The following is a 19,862-nucleotide window of genomic DNA, read 5'->3' on the forward strand; positions in this document are numbered from 1 at the left end:
GATGCAACTAGCTGTTTTGTAGGCACTTATAAAAAGTTCAAAGATTTCATAGAGCAAAATGATATTACTGGATGTTTCGTTGCAACCTACGCTTCAGCATGTGGGAGCAACGCAGCGTTTTTGGACCATTCGCCATTAGAGCGACCTGCCTGCGAGCCAACCAAGAAGCCACAACTACCGTTGTACGGGGCGCCGCAAGGGCTTCCCGCCTTGTAACAAAGGGAGGCCTCCGATGCCCAAGCCACCACGCACCCGCTCCGAGCTGGCCGACGTGTTGTTTCGCCTGCGCCGCAGCTTCTACGCCTTGGCCGCTTTCAGCGGCGTGATAAACGTCATGATGTTGACGCCAGCGGTTTATATGCTGCAGGTGTATGACCGCGCATTGGTCAGCCGTAACATCACCACCCTGGGCATGCTCACCCTGCTGGTGGTCGGGTTGTTCCTGCTGATGTCAGCGCTGGAGATGACCCGTACCCGCGTGCTGATCCGGGTAGGCAACTGCCTGGACATGGCGCTCAACCGACGCATCTTCAGCGCCGCCTTCGAACGCAACCTGAGCCGCGCCGGCGGCAACCCGGCCCAGGCCCTGCAAGACCTGGCACAGGTGCGGCAGTTTCTGACCGGCAACGGCCTGTTCGCCTTCTTCGATGCCCCCTGGACACCGATCTACCTGCTGGTCTGCTACCTGATCCACCCATGGCTCGGGCTGGTCACGATGATCGGCTCGTTGGTCCTTGTGGGCCTGGCCTACCTCACTGAAAAGGCCACGCAAAAGCCACTGGCCGAAGCCAACCAGGCGTCACTGTCGTCGGCCAGCTACGCCAACAACAACCTGCGCAACGCTGAAGTGATCGAGGCCATGGGCATGCTGCCGTCAATCGGCAAGCGCTGGTACCAAGGTCACTTGCGCATCCTGCAGATGCAGACCCTGGCCTCCGACCGCGCGGCGCTGATCAGCAGCACCGGGCGCTTCGTGCGTATCACCTTGCAGTCGGTAATTCTGGGTACCGGCGCACTGTTGGCGATCGAAGGCAAGATCACCCCCGGCATGATGATCGCGTGCTCAATCCTGACCGGCCGCGCCCTGGGCCCGGTGGAACAGGTGATCGCCTCATGGAAGCAGCTGCTGGGCTGCCGTTTGGCCTGGGGCCGGCTCAACGACCTGCTGCAGGACTACCCGCAACGGCCACCGAGCATGTCGCTGCAACGGCCGATGGGCATGCTGGCCGTGGAAAACGTGATTGCCGGCGCCCCCGGCACCACAACCAGCATCGTCCGCGGCGTCAGCTTCAGCCTGGTCCCGGGTGAAAGCCTGGGCATCATCGGCCCTTCGGCTTCAGGCAAGTCCACCCTCGCCCGCCTGCTGGTGGGTGTGTGGCCGGCCCAGGCTGGCAAGGTGCGCCTGGACGGGGCCGATATTTTCACCTGGAACAAGGCCGAACTGGGGCCCTGGCTGGGCTACCTGCCGCAGGACGTGGAACTGTTCGAGGGCACCATCGCCGAAAACATAGCGCGCTTTGCCGAAGTGGACAGTGATGCGGTTATCCGCGCTGCCCGCAGCAGCGGCGTGCACGACATGATCCTGCGCTTCCCGCAGGGCTATGACACCCGCCTGGCGGCCGACGGCACCCCGCTGTCCGGCGGCCAGAAGCAACGCATCGCCCTGGCCCGCGCGCTGTACGGCGAACCCAACCTGGTGGTACTGGACGAGCCTAACGCCAGCCTTGATGACGTGGGCGAGAAGGCCCTGGTCGATGCACTGGCCGAGTTGAAGGCGCGCGGTGCCACGGTGATCCTGATCTCACACAGGCCCAATGTACTGTGCGCCGTAGACAAGATACTGATGCTGCGTGACGGCGCGGTGCACATGCTCGGCAGCCGTGACGAAGTGTTCGCGGCGCTGCGCAAGGCCAGTGTGATTCCAGCGGCCAATACGGCCCCGCTGGCTTCGGTAAAAGTACGGGAGTAACCGATCATGCAAATGGCTCAGCACTCTGAACTGATTCCCGCCGAAGCCAACAACCTGATCGACCTGGACACAGGCCGGCCGGCACGCTGGGGCGTGTGGATGGTGATCGCCGGTTTTGGCGGTTTCATGCTGTGGTCTTGCCTGGCGCCACTGGACGCTGGCGTGGTTGCCACCGGCACGGTCAAGGTCACCAGCAACCGCAAGGCGGTGCAGCACCTGAGCGGCGGCACGGTCGAGGCGATCCTGGTGCGCGAAGGCGATGTGGTTAAAAAAGGCCAGGAGGTGGTACGCCTCGATGCATTGCGCGCCGTGGCCGAGCAAGGCGCGCTCAGTGCACAGTACATCGTCAGCAAGACCGTGGAAAACCGCCTGGAAGCCGAACGCGATGGCCACGATACGGTCACTTTCGACCCTTCCCTGCTCAAGCACTACCACAATGACCCAAGGCTGCTGGCTGCCATGGACCTGCAACAGCGCCTGCTCGACACCCGCCGCGCCGGGCTTGCTGGTGAACTGGACATTCTCGAAGAAAACCTCGCCGCCTCGGCAGTGCAGCTCAAAGGCCTGCAGCAGGTGTACGGCGCGCGCGCCTCGCAGATCGGTTTCCTCAACCAGGAGCTGCAAGGCACCCGGGTCCTGGCCGCCGAAGGCTATGTACCGCGCAACCGCCTGCTTGAGCTGGAGCGCAGCAATGCCGACCTGTCCGCCGGCCAGGCCGAAAACCTCAACAACATTGCCCGGGCGCGCAGCCAGGCCACCGAAATCAAGCTGCGCATGCTGCAGCGTCAGCACGACTACCTGAAGGAAGTGGAATCGCAACTGACCGACACCGCCAAGGAAAACACCACCCTGGCCGACCGTTTACGTGCGCTGGACTACGAAGTGACCCACACAGTGATCCGCTCGCCTATCGACGGCATGGTCCAGGGCCTGAGCATCGCCACGGTGGGCGGCATCATCCAGCCAGGCGCCAAGATCATGGAAGTGGTGCCGCTCGATCAGCCGCTGCAGGTGGACGCGATGATCCCGGTGCAGGCCATCGACAAGATGGTGCCGGGGCTGGCCGTGGACATCGCCTTCCCGGCCTTCAACCACGCGCAGACGCCGAACATCCCGGGGCGGGTGAAGACCATTTCCGCCGACCGTCTGCTCGACGAAGAAAGCAAGCAGCCGTTCTACCTGGCCCAAGTGGAAGTGACACCGGCCGGCATGGGCCTGCTGGGCAGCAATCACATTCGTCCCGGCATGCCCGCCACCGTCACCATCAAGACCGGCGAGCGCAACCTGCTCAGCTACCTGCTAAAACCCATGCTCGAACGCGTCGACGCCGCGTTCAAGGAGCAATGACATGAAACGCTCGTGCCTGATGTTGTGCCTGCTGGGGGTGGCCGTACAGGCCAGTGCCATGGACCTGAAGCAAGCCTGGGACCTGTTGCAGTACCAAGGCCCGATCTACCGCGCTGCAGTGCACGAAAAAGAAGCCGGCAGCGAAAACCGCGCCATTGGCGAGGCCGGCCTGCTGCCGCAGATCAACGCAGCGGCGTACTTCAACAGGGTCAATGGCAGCCAGCGCCAGAATGGCCAGGACAACGACCTGAACTATGACTCCAAGGGCGCCAATGTGCGCCTGCGCCAACCGCTGTTCAACAAGCAGAAAATGGCCGAGTACCGCCAGGGCCAGCAACGGGCCGACTACAGCGTGGCGGTGTTCGACGCCAAGAGCCAGGACGCTGCGGTACGCCTGGCCGACGCCTACTTCGACGTGCTGCTGGCCAGCGAAACCATCACCTTGGCCAAGGCCAAGCTGAACGCCTTCGAAGAGCAGCAGGCTTCGGCAAAACGGCGCAAGGAGCTGGGCGCCGGTACCATCACCGATGTCGATGAGTCGGTGGCCCGCCGCGACCTGGCCGAGGCCGACCTGATCGAGGCCCAGGACAACCTGGTCAATGCCCGCCGCAAGCTGGAGGAATACATCGGTGAAACCCCGCAGGCGCTGACCACCTTGCAGCCGGGCTTCAGCACGCCACCGCTGATGCCGGGCAACCTGCAGGACTGGCTGGTCAAAGCCCAGGCTGACAGCCCGCTGATTCACGCGCGCCGGCACAACTATGAGCTGGCCGAAGAGGAAGTGAAACGTGCCCGCGCCGGGCACTGGCCAACACTGGATTTCGTGGCGGGCTACAACGCCGGCAGCAGCCAGTCGATTTCCGAACTTAACCAGCGCAACCACTACAGCTCGATCGGCCTGGAGCTGAACATTCCGCTGTACAGCGGCGGCAGCACCAGCGCCCTGACCCGCCAGGCCAGCGCCAACAGTTCCAAGGCCCTGGATGAGCTGGATGCTACCCGTCAGGAGGTGATTTCCGGCACCACCCGCGAGTACCGCGGCGTGCAGAGCGGCGCCTTGCGTATTCATGCGCTGGAAAAGGCCGTGGCCTCCAACGAGCGCTCGCTGACCTCGACCCGCAAGGGTTTCAAGGAAGGCGGCACCAGCACCAACTCGGATGTGCTCAATGCCGAGGAACTGTTGTATGACGCCCGCCACGACCTGTTCGAGGCGAAGCTCAACTACCTGATGTCACGGCTGCGCCTGGCCTCTTCAGTAGGCAGCCTGGGGGATGATGATATCCAGCAGGTCAACGATTACCTGGGCCCGGAGCTGATGGTGAGCAACTGATGAATACCTGAACGCATGCTCTATCCCTGTAGGAGCAGCCTTGTGCTGCGAAGCAGCCCTTAAAACCGACAGACTTCCATCGACCATAAGGGCCTCTTCGCAGCACGTTGTCCGGCATCAACGCGCCGTCCTGCAGCATGGCAACGATGCCGACATGCTGCTGGGTCATGCCGATGGGGATATGTACGGGGTCAAGCGAAAACACACGGCGACCGGGTAACGATACCCTGCGCTTCGGTGCCGGACCTGCATCAGAAGTCAACCGTGGCCGACAGTTGCAGCGCCCTGGGGTAACCCGGCGATATCGCGCCGTACGAAGCCACGCCCGACCAGTACTCGCGGTCGAACACGTTCTGCACCGTCGCCCGGAACGTTGTAGGGTGGCCGTCGATGCGGGTGGCGTAGCGCGCCCCCACATCGAACCGTGTCCAGGCATCGAGTTCCTGGGTGTTGGCCTGGTTGATGTACTGGCTGCCTGTGTAGATGGCACCACCGGTCAGCGTGACACCTTCAGACCAAGGGGTATCCCACTCGGCCCACAGGTTGGCCTGTACATCTGGCACACCTACTGCCTCGTTGCCCTTGTTGGCGGCCGTGGCCGAATCGGTCAAGTTGCTGTCCAGCACAGTCATGCCACCCAGCAATCGGGTGCCCGGCGCAACCTCACCAAACATGCTCAGCTCGACGCCACGGTTACGTTGCTGTGCCTGCACCGAGAACTGGTTGCCCGCGCCCAGCTCACCGCTGGGTTTCTCTATCTGGAATACCGACAAGGTGGTCATGAACGTGTTGCGCTCGTACTTCACTCCCAGCTCGTGCTGCTTGGTCTTGTATGGCGCGAACGCTTCACCGGCATTGCTCGCCGTTGCCGGTGCGACATCACCTTTGCTCAGGCCTTCGACATAGTTGTAGTACAGCGAAATGTTGTCCCACGGCTTGACCACTACGCCCACCACGGGGGTGGTTGCACTGTCTTTGTAGCGCGAGGTTATCGTACCCGTGGTGCTGTAGTTGCGTGACTCGATTTCCTGCCGACGCACTCCCAGCGTCAATTGCACGCGGTCGTCGAGTACGGACAAAGTGTCAGTCAGGGCAACGCCCGACAGTTCTGCCTCCGACACCCGGTCCACCTTTGGCGCAGCGATGTATTGCTTGGGTACATCTACCGGGTGGTAGATGTTCGAGCGAATTTCCGTGCCGTTGTTGATGCCACGGGACAACTCATCCTGATAACGCGTGGCCATGACGGTAATCGTATGGTTGATCGGCCCGGTTTCAAACAACCCACGCAGCCCGACGTCAGCGGTGGAGCGGTCGACGTTGAACTTGTAGTAACCGGGGATATTGCTGGTGTCACCCGCCGCGTTGAGGATCCGGGGAACCTGATCAGACATCCGCGCAACATCTGCCCTGCCGCCACCGGCATGGGCGAACACCGTCAACGCGTCGCTGATGTCGTATTCACCACCCAGCAACGCTGACTGTTCAGTGGTTCTCGACCAACCCCAGTCCTGCGGCAGATTGGTACGGCCACTGGGGGCAGAGGGGACGTCGAAACCGGGGGCCACGGTGAAGGGGCGCGAGGCAGCATCCCACCGCTCCTTCTGGCTGATGAAGTCCAGGTTCAGGCGCAAGCGCTCACCTTGGTAGTCCAGGGCAATAGCGCCAATGTCCAGCGCACGTTGCTGGTCATCGATAGCCGTGTCGCCCTGGGCAAGGCTGCCGTTGAAACGCGCACCCCATTGCCGCTGGGCCCCGAAACGGCGGCTGATGTCGAGGTGGCCGCCCACCTGTGTGTCAGAGCTGTAGCTGGCGGTGGCACGGGTCAAATCTTCGGCGAGCGCGCGCTTGGGGACGATGTTGATCACGCCGCCAACGCCGCTGTTCGGGGAAATACCGTACATCAGGGCCCCCGGCCCCTTGAGCACTTCGACCCGTTCGGCATATTCGGTGAACACGCGGTAATTGGGTGCAACGCCATACACACCATCGAAGGCCAGCTCGCCCAGGTTGCCTTCACCCACCGGGAAGCCGCGAATGAAAAACGAGTCGACGATGCCACCCGTCTGCCCGGTGGAGCGCACAGAGGGGTCACGCTCCAGGGCATCGGCCACAGTCACCGTCTGCAGGTCAGCCAGTGTTTTTGCGGTGTAGCTGGTGACGTTGAAGGGCGTATCCATCACGTCTTTGTTGCCCAGCATGCCTAGCCGCCCGCCGCGTGCAACCTGTCCGCCTGCGTAGGCCTCTGGCAGTGTTTCGTGGCGCATGCTGCTGGCATCAATGGTCGTGGCGGCCAGCGTGAGGCCTTTATCACTGGTTGGCTGACGGATCAGTTGGTAACTGCCGTTGCTCAGTTCCACCAGCTCCAGGCCACTGCCGGCAAGCAACTGGGCGATACCCTCACGCGCCGAATAAGCACCGCTCAGCCCAGGACTCTGCAAGCCATCGGTGAGTGCCGGTTCAAACGACAGCGCAACGCCCGAGGCCAGCGCGAAACTGGACAACACCCGCCCCAGACTGCCCGGGGCAATTTCGTAAGTCCGGATGCTCACGCTATCCAGGGGTTGCGCGACGGCGGGCAAAAGGTAGCCGGCCCCTGATACCAGAACTGCACCGAAGAGTGTGCTGCGTACCGCAACAGCTAACGCACGCTTTGGCGATGGGCGACTTGCAACAGGCATGACAGGCGGGTCCTTCTGGCTGGGAATGGAAGTGTTCATCCTGTTGCCAGCCGAGACTGAAAAAAGTATCACCCACCAAGCAGTTTTTTTCCTGTGCCTGGCATTTCACGGCTCTGCGGGGTAAAGCAGGGTCCAGTAGCCGTTCATGTGCGCGGATACCCGCAACGAATAGGTCGACTCCAGCATACTCAGGCTGCGCCTGGTATCGCTGACCGGGAACGCCCCGGAAATACGCAGGCCGGCAATACGAGGGTCGAAGCGAATGACGCCGCGCTGGTAGCGCGCCAGCTGGGTCACAAAGTCATCCAGCCGCATGCCGTCTGCCAGCAGCATCCCCTGGGTCCAGGCCGTCGCGGTGGCGTCAACCGGCACCGGCCGGCCGACCGTGTGTGCAGTGAAATCGACACGCTCGCCGGCCTGTACAACGGTGCCGGCCTTGGCCGCCGCGCGGGCGAGCTCGATACGAATGGCCCCTTCGATCACCGCCAGGCAGGTGCGCCCGTCCAGCTCTCGCACGCTGAAACGCGTGCCCAGGGCTTGCATGCGCCCTTCTCGTGTTCCCACCCGCAGCGGGCGCGCAGGCACTACGATATCGGGCGCTGTCTGCACCAGGATTTCACCCCGACGCAGTTGAATGAAACGCTCGTCGGCATCGAAACGGATGTCGATTGCAGAGTCGGTATTGAGGAAGATCTGCGTACCATCGGCCAAGGTGAGCTGGCGGCATTCGCCTACGGCCGAGCGATAGTCGGCGGCCCATCCTTGTTGCTCGGTCAGCGTCCAACCTGCCCACCCCGCCGGAAGCACGGCCAGCAGCAACGCCAACCGGCTGATCATCGCCCGTCGGCCCGGGTCGGCCGGGCGGTCGAGCGCCGACATCGACAGCGCCGGCGGCAAACCGTCCAGCTTGCCCATCAGCCGTTCGGCACGTTGCCAGGCCTGCGCACGCTCGGGGCTGCTGCTGCGCCAGGCCAACCAGTCGGCCCTTTGCGCATCGGTCACTGCGCCTGCACTCATGGCCATCAACCACTCGGCCGCTTCTTCAAGTGCCTCGGTATGCGTTGGGCCGCCACGCTGGACATCAGCCATCTAGTCGACCAGCCTCAAGCACTGGAGAAACGCCTGTTTCATGTAACGCTTGATGGTGATGAGCGATACACCTAGCTGCTCGGCAATGGCCTCGTACTTCATGCCGCCCAGCTGGGACAACAGGAACGCGCGGCGGACCAACGCTGGCAGGGTGTCGAGCATGGCATCGATTTCGTGCAGGGTTTCCAGAATCAGCAAGCGGGCCTCGGGCGAAGGCACCTCAGGTGCTGGCAGGTGCTCAAGCGCCTTGAGGTAGGCACGTTCCAGCGATTTACGCTGGCACCAGTTGGCCAGGATGCCCCCGGCAACACAGCTCAGGTAGGCCCGCGGTTCTTCAAACACCACGGTTTTCGAGGCCAGGATGCGCGCGAAGGTATCCTGCACCAGGTCGGCCGCATCGACCGCATTGCCCAAGCGCCTGCGCAGCCTGGCATGCAGCCAGCCCTGGTGGCCGTTGTACAGCGCCTCTACATTGCGCAGGTGATTGTCGGAGCCGGGTAGCACGTCGCTCATGGGGCGATTCTGTTCACGCAAGTGAGAATTGTTTTCAATATTAAGGTAGCGTTTCAACACAACGCAAGTTCAACCAACGGGACACCACCATGCCTGATCCTGAATGCACCTTGCTCGACAGTTGGCAGCACAACGCCCAAGCCTGGATCGACGCCGTACGCAGCGGCGCCATCGAGAGCCGTCGGCAGGTCACCGACCAAGCCATTTTGCTAACCATCCTTGGCCGCCGGCCCGGACGGGTACTGGACCTGGGCTGTGGTGAGGGTTGGTTGCTGCGTGCGCTGGACGACCGCGGTATCGACGCCGTGGGCGTGGATGGTGACCGGGCGCTGGTAGAGGCCGCGCGCGCTGCGGGCTCGGCCGAGGTCCACCTGGCCAGTTATGCGCAGTTGGCCGATGCGCAGGCCTGTGTAGGCACAGGCTATGACCTGGTTTGTGCCAACTTTGCGCTGTTGCACCAGGACATCATTCCGCTGTTGGCGGCGATGAATGAATTGCTGGTGCCAGGTGGGGCGCTGGTGATCCAGACCCTGCACCCATGGAGCGTGGCGGGCGGCGACTATCAGGATGGCTGGCGAGAGGAGTCTTTTGCCGGGTTTGCCGGGGACTGGCAACCGATGCCGTGGTACTTCCGTACGTTGGCCAGCTGGCTGAATGCGCTGGACATGGCCGGGTTGCGCCTGGTCAGTTTGCAGGAACCACAGCACCCGCAAAGTGCGGTGCCGCAGTCGCTGTTGATGGTGGCCGAGATACGGTTGGTGTAGGAGCGGCCTTGCGTCGCGATGGGCCGCGAAGCGGCCCCAGAAATTTATGCCGTGACACACAACCTGGGGCCGCTTTGCGGCCCATCGCGACGCAAGGCCGCTCCTACACCGACCGCGTCGGGCTTAGAGCACGGGCTTGCGCGCCGCGCCGCTACGGGCCTTGGCCATGGCTGCCAGGCGTACCGGGACGTTGGCCGCACCGTAACCGGCATAGCCACCCTTGCGCTGGATGATCTCGAAGAAGAAACGCTCCTCGAACGGCTCGGTGTACACGTGGAACAGCTCCCCGCCCTGGGCGTCGCGGTCGTACAGCACGTTGTAGTACGCCAGTTCGCTAAGGAACTCGTCGTCGAAATCGAAGCGCGCCGCCAGGTCGTCGTAGTAGTTCAGCGGGATTTCCAGCAGCGGTACCCCAGCCAGCTTGGCACGTGCCACTTCTCGGAAGATGTCGTCACAATCGAAGGCGATGTGGTGAACCCCCGAACCGCGGTAGCTGGACAGTGCATGGGCAATGGCGGTGTTGCGGTTTTCCGAGATGTTCAGCGGCAGGCGCAAGGTGCCGCACTGGCTGCGCAGGGCACGGCTCTTGACCAGGCCATACGGGTCGGGCAGCACCACTTCGTCGTCGGCGGCGAAGTCGAACAGGCTCTTGTAGAACAGCACCCAGCTGTCCAGCGACTCGGCTGGCAGGGCCAGGGCCATGTGGTCGATGCGGCGCAGGCCGCCAGTGGCGGCTGCAGCCTTGTCCAGGCTGAAATCGGTGTCGTACAGCGTGTGGCCAGCGGTGCCCTGCTCCACCAGGTACAGCAAGCTGCCGTCCGGTGCACGCACGGCCGGCACTTCGCATTCGTTGGGGCCGACCAGGCCGCGGAACGGCTGCCCACGGAAGGCAGTGGCACGCTTCAGGGCTGCTTGCTGGTCCTTGACCCGCAGCGCAGTGGCGCACAGCGACGGGCCGTGGGCCTCGAAGAAGTTGTGGCCGAAGGAGTACGGTTCGGCGTTCAGGACAATGTTGATATCGCCCTGGCGCAGCAACTGCACGTCCTTGCTGCGGTGCTTGCCGGCTTCGGCAAAGCCCAGGCGCTTAAGCCAGCTGCCCAGGCGCGCGCCGACGGCTTCGTCGACCGCAAACTCAAGGAACTCCACGCCGTCATAGGCGCTGGCCGCTGGCGGGGTGAACAGCACGCCAGGTTCGATTGGCGTGTTTTCCTGCTCCAGGCGCAAGCGGGTCTGTTCTTCGAGGTACAGCAGCGAACGTAAACCGTCGGCGGCATTCTGCCGGGTCGGCGCGGCGCGGAAGCCGTCGTTGAAAATTTCCAGCGACAGCGGGCCGCGGTAGCCGGTGGCAAGAATCGGCGCCAGGAAACCGGCCATGTCCATTTCGCCCTGCCCCGGGAAGCAGCGGAAGTGGCGGCTCCACTCCAGCACATCCATGGCCAGGATCGGCGCGTCAGCCATCTGCACGAAGAAGATCTTGTCGCCGGGGATGTCGCGGATCGCGCTTGGGTCGCCCTTCAGCGACAAGGTGTGGAAGCTGTCGAGGATCACCCCGAGGGCCGGGTGATCGGCCTGGCGCACCAGGTTCCAGACTTGCTGGTAGGTGTTGACGTGGCGGCCCCAGGCCAGGGCCTCATAGCCAATGCGCAGGCCACGTTTGCCGGCATGCTCGCCTAAGAGGCGCAGGTCGTCGACCAGCAGCTGTTCGTCACCCAGGGCATCGGCCTGAACGTTGCTGCATACCAGCACCAGGTCGGTACCCAGCTCTTGCATGAGGTCGAACTTGCGTTCGGCGCGGTCGAGGTTTTTCTGCAGGCGGTCGCGGCGGCAGCCTTCAAAATCGCGGAACGGCTGGAACAGGGTGATGGCGATGCCAAGGTCGGCGCACATCTGGCGCACCTGGCGCGGGCTGCCAGCGTAGTAGAGCAAGTCGTTTTCGAAGATCTCGACGCCGTCAAAACCGGCGGCGGCGATGGCTTCGAGCTTTTCCGGCAGGGTGCCGCTCAAGGACACGGTAGCGATCGAACGCTGCATGGCGGGAGTTCCTTGTTGTTGGAAAATTACGGTGCCAGTCAGGTAAAAACCCCTGTCACAGTTTATGGCACGATCGATTATTCGCAGGTAAAGTCGTCGCTTCAATCTCTTTGTACGGAATGGTTAGTTTTGCGTTCGATTATCGCACAAAACCCGTTTTAACGAATTGCTAGACCGCTGGCCCGTGGTCAACATGAACCACAGACGCAGGCATACCGACCACTGCCTCCTGCCTTGGCGAACCAACGGCGGAACCTGCGCAAACAACAATAACAACGGAGACAACGATGGCTCACTCCAGCTCGCAAGCCAAAAAAGCGACCGCCAGTGGATGGATAGGCTCGGCACTCGAGTACTACGACTTCTTCATCTACGCCCAGGCCGCTGCACTGATCTTCCCGCAGATCTTCTTCCCCAATACCGACCCGAAGATGGCCATCATCGCCTCGTTGGCCACTTACGGCGTGGGCTATCTGGCGCGTCCGGTCGGTGCCTTCGTGCTGGGCCACTGGGGTGACACCCGCGGGCGCAAGAACGTACTGCTGCTGTGCATGTTCCTGATGGGCCTGTCGACCATGGCGGTAGGCCTGCTGCCCACCTACCACGACATCGGCTACCTCGCGCCAGCCTTGCTGGTGGTGCTGCGCCTGATCCAGGGCTTTGCCGTGGCCGGGGAAATCTCCGGGGCCAGTTCCATGATCATGGAGCACGCGCCGTTCGGTCGAAGAGGCTACTACGCCAGTTTCACCCTGCAAGGCGTGCAGGCTGGCCAGGTGCTGGCGGCGGCAGTGTTCCTGCCACTGGCTTACTTCATGCCCAGCGAAGCCTTCACCGAATGGGGCTGGCGCATTCCGTTCCTGATGAGCGCCATCGTGCTGATCGCAGGGTTCATCATCCGCAAGGAAGTGCATGAAACCCCGGCATTCGTGAAGGAAGAGAAGCAGGACAAGGTTGCCAAGTCGCCCATCAGCGAAGCCTTCCGTCACAGCTGGAAGCACATGGTGCTGGTGATGTTCATGGCCCTGATGAACGTGATCCCGGTGGTGGCCACCATCTTCGGCGCAGCCTACGCGGTGCAGCCGGCCTATGGCATCGGCTTCGACAAGAGCGTGTACCTGTGGATCCCGGTGGTGGGCAATATCGTCGCGGTGCTGGTGATCCCGTTTATCGGCAACCTGTCGGACAAGATCGGCCGCCGCCCGACCATGATCGCCGGCTGCCTGGGCTCTGGCCTGCTGGCCTTCGTCTACCTGTATGCAATCAGCATCCAGAACGTGCCAATGGCATTCGCCGCCTCGATCGTGATGTGGGGCATGGTCTACCAGGGTTACAACGCGGTGTTCCCAAGCTTCTACCCTGAGCTGTTCCACACCCGCTACCGTGTTTCGGCCATGGCCATCGCGCAAAACATCGGCACCATGCTGACCGCCATGCTGCCAGCGCTGTTCGCCCTGGTTGCCCCGCCTGGCTCGGACAACATCCCGCTGGTGGTCGGTAGCCTGGCGTTCTTCATCACTTGCGTGTGCGCCCTGGCAGCCTACATCGCCCCGGAAACCCACCGCCTGGCGATGGAAGACCTGGGTAACCCGGATGCCAAGCCGATGGAAAAGGCAGCGTATGAAGCTAGCCGTAAAGGTAGCTTTCAGGCCGTGAGCCACTGATAGATTGCAGGGGGCTGCTTTGCAGCCCTTTCGCGGCACAAGGCCGCTCCCACAGGTGGATCGCATCAGCCCAGGCTTACGCGTTCCCCTGTAGGAGCGGCCTTGTGCCGCGAATGGGCCGCAAAGCGGCCCCGGCAAATTCAGCCTGCAACCACTTCCTGCAGCCTCTGCCAAAGCTTCTCGACATGCTCCCGCTCAGTCGGCAGCGCACCAACCGACACCCGTACCATCCACCGCCCGTCCAGCGTCGCTGGCGTCACATACGCATCCCCGGACGCATTCAGCCGCTCGGCCCATCCCTTGGTATGCGCATCCAGCGCCTCCCCTTCCAGCCCCGCCGGCCGATGGCGAATGCACAAGGTCTGCAGTTGCACCGGTGCCAACACCTCCCACTGCGCCGCCGCCACGACCTGTTCCGCCAGCCACCGGGCATTGTCCAGGTCGCGCCGCAACCGCGCCTGCAATGCTTCAACACCCTCGCTGCGCAACATGAACCACAGCTTCAACGCGCGGAATCGACGGCCCAGCGGGATGCCCCAGTCACGCAGGTTTTTCACCTCGCCATCCACCGCCGATTGCAGATAACTTGGGTTGGTGCTCATCACCCGGATCAGGTGCTGCGGATCACGCACGTAGTAGATGGAGCAGTCGAAGGCCACACCCAACCACTTGTGTGCATTGACCACTACCGAATCGGCCAGCTCGATGCCGTCCCACATCCAGCGGCACTCGGGCAGGATCATCGCCGAACCGGCCATGGCCGAATCCACATGCAGCCACAGGCCATGGGCCTGGGCGATCTCGCCGATCGGGCGCAGCGGGTCCAGCGCAGTGGTGGTCGTGGTGCCGGTGGTGGCCACCACGGCGCATGGCTGGTTGCCCGCTGCCAGGTCCTGCTCGATGGCTGCCTGCAACGCCTGCGGGCGCAGGGCGTAGTGTTCGTCGGTGGGGATCAGGCGGATGTTGTCGCGACCAAAACCGGCCAGCAACGCGGCCTTGTCCACCGAGCTGTGGGCGTGGGCGCTGACGTAGACGATCAGGGGTTTGGCCTGGGCTTGCAAGCCACCGCGCACCAGTGCGTAGTCGCTGGCACGCTCACGGGCGCTGATCAGCGCCACCAGGGTACTGGTAGAGGCCGTGTCCTGGATCACCCCACTCCATTGGCCCGACAGGCCGAGCAACTGGCGCAGCCAGTCGAGGGTGGTTTCTTCCAGTTCGCTCAGGGCCGGGCTGGACTGCCACGACAGGCCCAGCACACCCAGGCCGGTGCTGAGGAAGTCGCCAAGGACCGAGGACAGCGTACCGTTGGAGGGGAAGTAGCCGTAGAAGTCCGGATGCTGCCAATGGGACAGGCCGGGCATGACCAGTTGGTTGACGTCGTCCAGGATGGCTTCGAAGGGTTCACCTTGCTGGGGAGCGGTGCCTGGCAAGGCGGCCTTGAGGTAGCCGGGCTCGACCTGGGCCATGACCGGGCGCTCGCCGACGGTCTGGCGGTAGTCGGCGATCAGGTCGATCAGTTGGTGGCCGTACTGGCGAAATTGTTCGGGGGTCACGTGGGGGCTCTCCTGAGGGTAATCCACTGCCTGTACTGGCCTCTTCGCGGGTAAACCCGCTCCCACAGGTACTGCACCAAGTTCGAGAACGGTGCAGTACCTGTGGGAGCGGGTTTACCCGCGAAGAGGCCGGAACAGGCAACACAATGCCCCCAGTCTAGGCGCCTGTCCGCCGGCGAATAACCCCGCCTTGCGCATACCTGCTATGGCAAACCCGCATGCCCACCCTGCACGCCGAACTGCGACTGACGCCACAGCTCGAACACCCGGTTGCGCAACCAGCGATGCTCGGCCGAAGCCTGCAGCCGCTGGTGCCACACCACCCAGTAGCGCTGGCTGTGGTCGATAAAGCCCAACGGCCGCCAGGCCAGATCATGCAAGCGGCACAGTTGCCGGGCGATATGCTCGGGCACGGTGGCCACGGCCTGGCTGTTGGCAATGACCTTTACGGTGGCAGAAAAAAACGGCACCTCAAGGCTGACCCGCCGCTGCAGGCCCTGGGCGCGCAGGTGGCGGTCGATGAAACTGTCCTTGTCGCCACCGCCGGAAATGCGCACATGCTTGTGCGCCAGGTAATCGGCCTGGCTGAGCGCGGTGTGCGCGGCCAGCGGGTGGTCGTGGCGCATCAGGCACACCGCACGGTCTTCGCCCAGCAAGCGCCCGTGAAGGTTGGGGGGCGACTCGTCGAACAAGGTGGTTGCCAGGTCGATTTCGCCGCTGGCCAACAACGCATACTGGCCGGCCTGCCAGGTACGGTACTCCAGCGATACACCTGGCGCTTCGTGTTCCAGCGCGGCCACCAGCAGCGGCAGCATGTGCTCGGCCACGTAGTCCGAGGCGGCCAGGCAGAAGCGCCGCTCGCAGCGGGCCGGGTCGAACACCGCGGGTTGGCGCAGGGCGTGCAGTTCTTCGAGCACCTGGCGCAGCGGTTCGACCAGGGCTTCGGCGTATTCGCTCAATACATAACCGCGGCCTTGGCGCACCAGCAGCGGATCATCGAAGGCCTCGCGCAGGTGGGCCAGCTGGCGGCTCAGGGCCGATTGGCTGACGCCCAGGCGCTCGGCGGCGTGGCTGAGGTTTTTCAGCTGCAGCAGGTGGTCGAGGGTGCGCAGATGGGCGAGGCTGAGGGAGGCGAAGGTGGGGTTCATGCAGGCTCCCTTCCAGTGAATCGACCGGCCCAATCGCCGGCAAGCCAGCTCCCACAGGTTCATCACAAGCCTTGAAGGTTGTGGGGACCCTGTGGGAGCTGGCTTGCCGGCGATTGGGCCGCAAAGCGGCCCCGGATCAGCAGGTCAGGCGGTGAGACCAACATAGACGTTCTGCACGTCATCGTTCTCGTCGATCGCTTCGAGGAACGCTTCAACCTCAGCCAGTGCTTCAGCACTCAGGCTGGCTGCGCTCACCGGGTTCTTCGGGGTGTAGCCGATCTTCGCCGAGGTCACGGTAAAGCCATGCTCCGGCAATGCCTTTTGCACGGCATCCAGGTCAGTGGTGTCGGTGATGAACAGGGTGGAGCCCTCTTCTTCACCTTCTTCGAAGTCCTGGGCGCCGGCTTCGATGGCGGCCATTTCCGGGTCGGCGTCCCCTTCCGGGGTAGCTTCGATCAGGCCGACGTGGTTGAAGTCCCAGGCCACCGAGCCGCTGGCGCCCAGCTGGCCCTTGCGGAACAGCACGCGGATTTGCGCGACAGTGCGGTTGACGTTGTCGGTGAGGCACTCGACGATCAACGGTACCTGGTGCGGCGCGAAACCTTCGTAGCTGACTGCCGAGTACTGCACGGTATCACCGTCCAGACCAGCGCCCTTGCGAATCGCCCGTTCCAGCGTTTCGCGGGTCATCGAAGCCTTCTTGGCTTGCACGATGGCCAGGCGCAGGCGTGGGTTCATGTCGGGATCGGCGCCCGATTTGGCAGCGATCTGGATTTCCTTGGACAGCTTGCCCATGACCTTGCCTTTGGCATTGGCCGCTGTTTCTCTATGTTTGGCTTTCCACTGTGCGCCCATGTCGACTCTCTTGTTTCAGCGGCCGGTTCAGGAAGCGACCGGCCAAAAGTGGGTGCATTTTATACGCCCTCAGGCATGGGATCGACAAGAAATCTCATCAGCCTTTATCGGCTTTGCCCGCCGCCGCCGCAAACCGCGCCAGGCGCACATCCAGCCGACGCGGCCGCAAGCCGTGATCCTCGGCGCGCTCCTTGCGCCGGATGGCATTGCGCACCATCAGCGAGCCCAGGTAGCGGATCGGTTCGGGCGGGAACAGCCCCAGCGGCCCCTTGACCAGCGGCGAACGGGTCCACGGGTTATCCAGCCCCAGCGCCAGCGACGAAAGAATCTGCCCGCCCATATGACACGGGCCAACGCCGCTACCGGAGTAACCAAAGCCGTAGAACACGTTGCCCTGCCCGTCCAACCGGCCAAAGAACGGCAAACCGGTTACCGAGCGGTCCGACGGCCCGTTCCAGCTGGCCGCCAGCGGCACCTCGGCCAAGGCCGGGAAAAACTCGCCAAGGGTTTCGCCCAGCAATGGCCGGTACGGCGACGGCTGGTCGAATACCGGCAGCATGCGCCCGCCATAGGCAAACGTGTTGCCGCCCTTGCCAAGCATCAGCCGGCCATCAGAGGTGTTGTGGTAGTAATGCACGAAAATACGCGAGTCGAGCACGCTGATGCCGCTGTCCAGACCGATCTGGCTTAGCAGTTCGGGGCACGGCTCGGTAATCACCATATCGCTGGAAACGATCGCCACGCTGCGCTCGAACTGCGGGAAGGCACGCGCCATCCAGGCATTGAGGCCCAGCACCACGCGGTCGGCGCGCACTGTGCCATGAGCGGTGCGTACCTGCACCGGGGCACCGTGCTCCAGGCCGGTCATGGCTGTGCCTTCATGAATGCGCACGCCGCGCTGCAAGGCCACCCGGCGCAGGCCGCGCACCAGCTTGCCCGGCTGCACCGTGGCGGCAGCCGGCGAGAACCAGCCCTCCAGGTGCCGCGCCGAACCCGCCAGACGCTGCACCTGCTCCAGCGGCAGGCGGTGGAAAGAGTTGATCCCCTTGTGCTCCAGCGCGGCGATGACCGCATCGGTGGCGCCGACCTGGGCCGTGTTGGTGGCGGTATACAACGTGCCGTCCAGCCGATAGTCGCAGTCGATGCCATTGGCCGCGCAGAACGCGCCGATGTCCCCGATGCTGCGCTCTGACTCGCGCACCAGGCGCACCGCCTCGGCCATGCCGAACAGGCGCTCGAGGGTGAAGTACTTGGCCGACCAGGACAACGCGCAGCCACCATTGCGGCCACTGGCACCGGCGCCACAGATGTCGGCCTCGATCAGCACCACATCCAGGGCCGGTACCGCCTCCTTGAGCATCAGCGCCGTCCACAGGCCGGTGTAGCCACCACCGACAATGCACACATCGCAACCGGTATCGCCCTGCAGCGGCGGGCACACCGCTTCTTGCGCCGAATCCAGGGCCTGTTGCAGCCAGAAGGGTCTCATTCGCTTGCTTTCCTTTCAGGTACGCAGTGGCTTGATTGCCATGCTGGTATTCGGTGCCACGTCGGTGCTTTGTGCATCACTGGCCGGGCGGCTGTTCCAGTGCGGCAGCAGTACCAGCGCCGAGAACAGCGCGCAGCCGGCGAACACGATGAACACCGTGACGCCATCGAAGTAGCCCGGTAGCAGACCGCCCAGCACCGCCCCCACCGAGCCGCAGCCATTGACGAACCCGGCGGCGGTGGCACCGGCCTTGGCCGTGCCGAAGTCGATGGCCGCAGCGCCGCTGATCATTGAGTCGGGCCCGTACAGGGTCAGACCCATGACAAACAGCAATGCCACCACCAGCAACACGTTGCCGGTGTGCATGGCCGCCATGAACCCGGCCAGCGTCACGGTCAGCAGCACCAGGCTGATGACACAGGCCGGCATGCGCCGGGCGCCGAACAGCTTGTCGGAGGCCAGGCCGATGAGGATCGGGCCGAGCAGCCCGGCCAGCTCGAAGGCAGTCGGGATGATCGCTGCGCCAACCTTGCCCACAGAAGGCATCTGCTCGAAGACGATCACCGGTCCCCACAGCAGGATGGCGTAGCGCGCCGGCTTCAACAGGAAGTACGCAAGCCCCAGGGTCAGCACCGTGCGGTTGCGCAGGATCTCCCTCAGGGGTGCCCACACGCTGCACAGGTTGCCGCCCGGCGCCATGCTCTGCGGCTCGGGCTCTACTGCCGGCAGGCCGACGTCTTCAGGCTTGTTGCGCTGCAGGAAGAAAAACAGCACGGCCACCAGCGCCACCACGGCGGCACTGGAGAAGAACGCTGCGTGCCAGGTGCCCACCAGGGTATAGGCCCACCAACCTGCGAACGGTGAGGCTACAAGGCCACCGAAGGCATAGCAGGAACTCCACAGGCCCAGCACCCGCCCGCGCTGAGAGGCTGGGAAAAAGCTGCCGATGTTCTTGCACAACCCGGCCCAGCCGGTGGACTGCGCGAGGCCCTGCACCAGCATGCAGGTGGCAAAGATCGGGAAGGTGGCGTAACTGCCCATCACCACCGCCGCCACTGCAGAAATCAGCAGCCCGCCAAGCACCACCACCCGCGGGCCGAAGCGGTCGGCTAGCATGCCCCAGGTGAACTGGCCCACGGCGTAGGCGGCCAGGTAGATGGCGTCGAGGTTGGCCATTGCGGCCTTGTCGAGCATGAAGCTTGGGTCTTCAGCGATGCCGAGCTTGGCTACCGAGAAGGCTTTGCGGGTGAAATAGAAGGCGGCGTAGGCCAGCCAGGTGATGGCGAAAATCTGGATGCGCCAGCGTTTGAACGCGGCTAGGGATTGATTCATGTGAGTCTGACCTCTTGCTCAAGTGTGCCGGCAGAATGTGAAGAAACGCCTGTCTTGTTCTTGTGTTACGCACAGCGATGACGAGGCTGTCATCGGGTCA

General features: G+C 63.4%; 14 protein-coding genes and 1 pseudogene. 6 read left to right on the forward strand and 9 right to left on the reverse strand.

Translation table 11 applies throughout. The features are described from left to right. Nucleotides 1–232: 232 nt before the first annotated feature. The 4 genes and pseudogenes from JOY50_RS10175 to JOY50_RS29255 all read left to right on the forward strand — a co-directional run. On the forward strand, nucleotides 233–1,969 hold the full coding sequence (locus JOY50_RS10175) for a type I secretion system permease/ATPase (RefSeq protein ID WP_243055156.1): 1,737 nt from the start codon (nucleotides 233–235) through the stop codon (nucleotides 1,967–1,969). Between the two features lie 6 nt (nucleotides 1,970–1,975). Next, nucleotides 1,976–3,316, forward strand: a complete 1,341-nt coding sequence (locus JOY50_RS10180) for an HlyD family type I secretion periplasmic adaptor subunit (protein ID WP_243055157.1) — start codon at nucleotides 1,976–1,978, stop codon at nucleotides 3,314–3,316. 1 nt (nucleotide 3,317) lies between these two features. Then, nucleotides 3,318–4,646, forward strand: a complete 1,329-nt coding sequence (locus JOY50_RS10185; protein WP_132839707.1) for a TolC family outer membrane protein — start codon at nucleotides 3,318–3,320, stop codon at nucleotides 4,644–4,646. Between the two features lie 92 nt (nucleotides 4,647–4,738). Then, a pseudogene (locus JOY50_RS29255) lies at nucleotides 4,739–4,866 on the forward strand (diguanylate cyclase); the annotation flags it as partial. A gap of 31 nt (nucleotides 4,867–4,897) precedes the next feature. Here the strand turns inward: JOY50_RS29255 and JOY50_RS10190 are convergent. From JOY50_RS10190 to JOY50_RS10200, 3 genes are all read right to left on the reverse strand, one after another. Further along, nucleotides 4,898–7,327, reverse strand: a complete 2,430-nt coding sequence (locus JOY50_RS10190) for a TonB-dependent receptor (RefSeq protein ID WP_243055158.1) — start codon at nucleotides 7,325–7,327, stop codon at nucleotides 4,898–4,900. Between the two features lie 105 nt (nucleotides 7,328–7,432). Then, nucleotides 7,433–8,416, reverse strand: a complete 984-nt coding sequence (locus JOY50_RS10195; protein WP_243055159.1) for a FecR domain-containing protein — start codon at nucleotides 8,414–8,416, stop codon at nucleotides 7,433–7,435. After that, entirely contained in the window at nucleotides 8,417–8,929 is a 513-nt protein-coding gene (locus JOY50_RS10200; RefSeq protein WP_132839696.1) for a sigma-70 family RNA polymerase sigma factor, read from the reverse strand. Nucleotides 8,930–9,018: 89 nt separating this feature from the next. On the opposite strand from JOY50_RS10200, the gene JOY50_RS10205 reads away from it, so the two are divergent. After that, nucleotides 9,019–9,693, forward strand: a complete 675-nt coding sequence (locus tag JOY50_RS10205; protein WP_243055160.1) for a bifunctional 2-polyprenyl-6-hydroxyphenol methylase/3-demethylubiquinol 3-O-methyltransferase UbiG — start codon at nucleotides 9,019–9,021, stop codon at nucleotides 9,691–9,693. A gap of 123 nt (nucleotides 9,694–9,816) precedes the next feature. Here the strand turns inward: JOY50_RS10205 and quiC are convergent, their stop codons facing one another. Beyond that, on the reverse strand, nucleotides 9,817–11,724 hold the full coding sequence (gene quiC, locus JOY50_RS10210; protein WP_132839692.1) for a 3-dehydroshikimate dehydratase QuiC: 1,908 nt from the start codon (nucleotides 11,722–11,724) through the stop codon (nucleotides 9,817–9,819). A gap of 287 nt (nucleotides 11,725–12,011) precedes the next feature. Between quiC and JOY50_RS10215 the strand changes: the two genes are divergently transcribed. Further along, the gene (locus JOY50_RS10215; protein ID WP_028613508.1) at nucleotides 12,012–13,385 is read left to right on the forward strand and encodes an MFS transporter; all 1,374 of its coding nucleotides are present in this window, start codon (nucleotides 12,012–12,014) and stop codon (nucleotides 13,383–13,385) included. 140 nt (nucleotides 13,386–13,525) lie between these two features. On the opposite strand, the gene JOY50_RS10220 is transcribed toward JOY50_RS10215, so the two are convergent. The 5 genes from JOY50_RS10220 to JOY50_RS10240 all read right to left on the reverse strand — a co-directional run bounded on the left by JOY50_RS10220 (nucleotide 13,526) and on the right by JOY50_RS10240 (nucleotide 19,762). Then, nucleotides 13,526–14,938, reverse strand: coding sequence for a DOPA decarboxylase (locus JOY50_RS10220; protein WP_138736748.1), 1,413 nt, complete (start codon nucleotides 14,936–14,938; stop codon nucleotides 13,526–13,528). Nucleotides 14,939–15,141: 203 nt separating this feature from the next. Continuing rightward, nucleotides 15,142–16,086 (reverse strand): LysR family transcriptional regulator, encoded by a 945-nt coding sequence (locus JOY50_RS10225; RefSeq protein ID WP_028613506.1) that lies wholly within the window; start codon nucleotides 16,084–16,086, stop codon nucleotides 15,142–15,144. Nucleotides 16,087–16,230: 144 nt separating this feature from the next. Then, complete coding sequence (locus JOY50_RS10230) at nucleotides 16,231–16,941, reverse strand: YebC/PmpR family DNA-binding transcriptional regulator (RefSeq protein ID WP_016500402.1); 711 nt, start codon at nucleotides 16,939–16,941, stop codon at nucleotides 16,231–16,233. Between the two features lie 97 nt (nucleotides 16,942–17,038). Then, on the reverse strand, nucleotides 17,039–18,430 hold the full coding sequence (locus tag JOY50_RS10235) for an FAD-dependent oxidoreductase (RefSeq protein WP_132839685.1): 1,392 nt from the start codon (nucleotides 18,428–18,430) through the stop codon (nucleotides 17,039–17,041). 15 nt (nucleotides 18,431–18,445) lie between these two features. After that, nucleotides 18,446–19,762, reverse strand: coding sequence for an MFS transporter (locus tag JOY50_RS10240; protein ID WP_138736750.1), 1,317 nt, complete (start codon nucleotides 19,760–19,762; stop codon nucleotides 18,446–18,448). Nucleotides 19,763–19,862: the final 100 nt, after the last annotated feature.

Origin of the sequence: Pseudomonas sp. BP01 (assembly GCF_022760795.1) — a bacterium.
GTDB classification, from domain to species: domain Bacteria; phylum Pseudomonadota; class Gammaproteobacteria; order Pseudomonadales; family Pseudomonadaceae; genus Aquipseudomonas; species Aquipseudomonas putida_Q.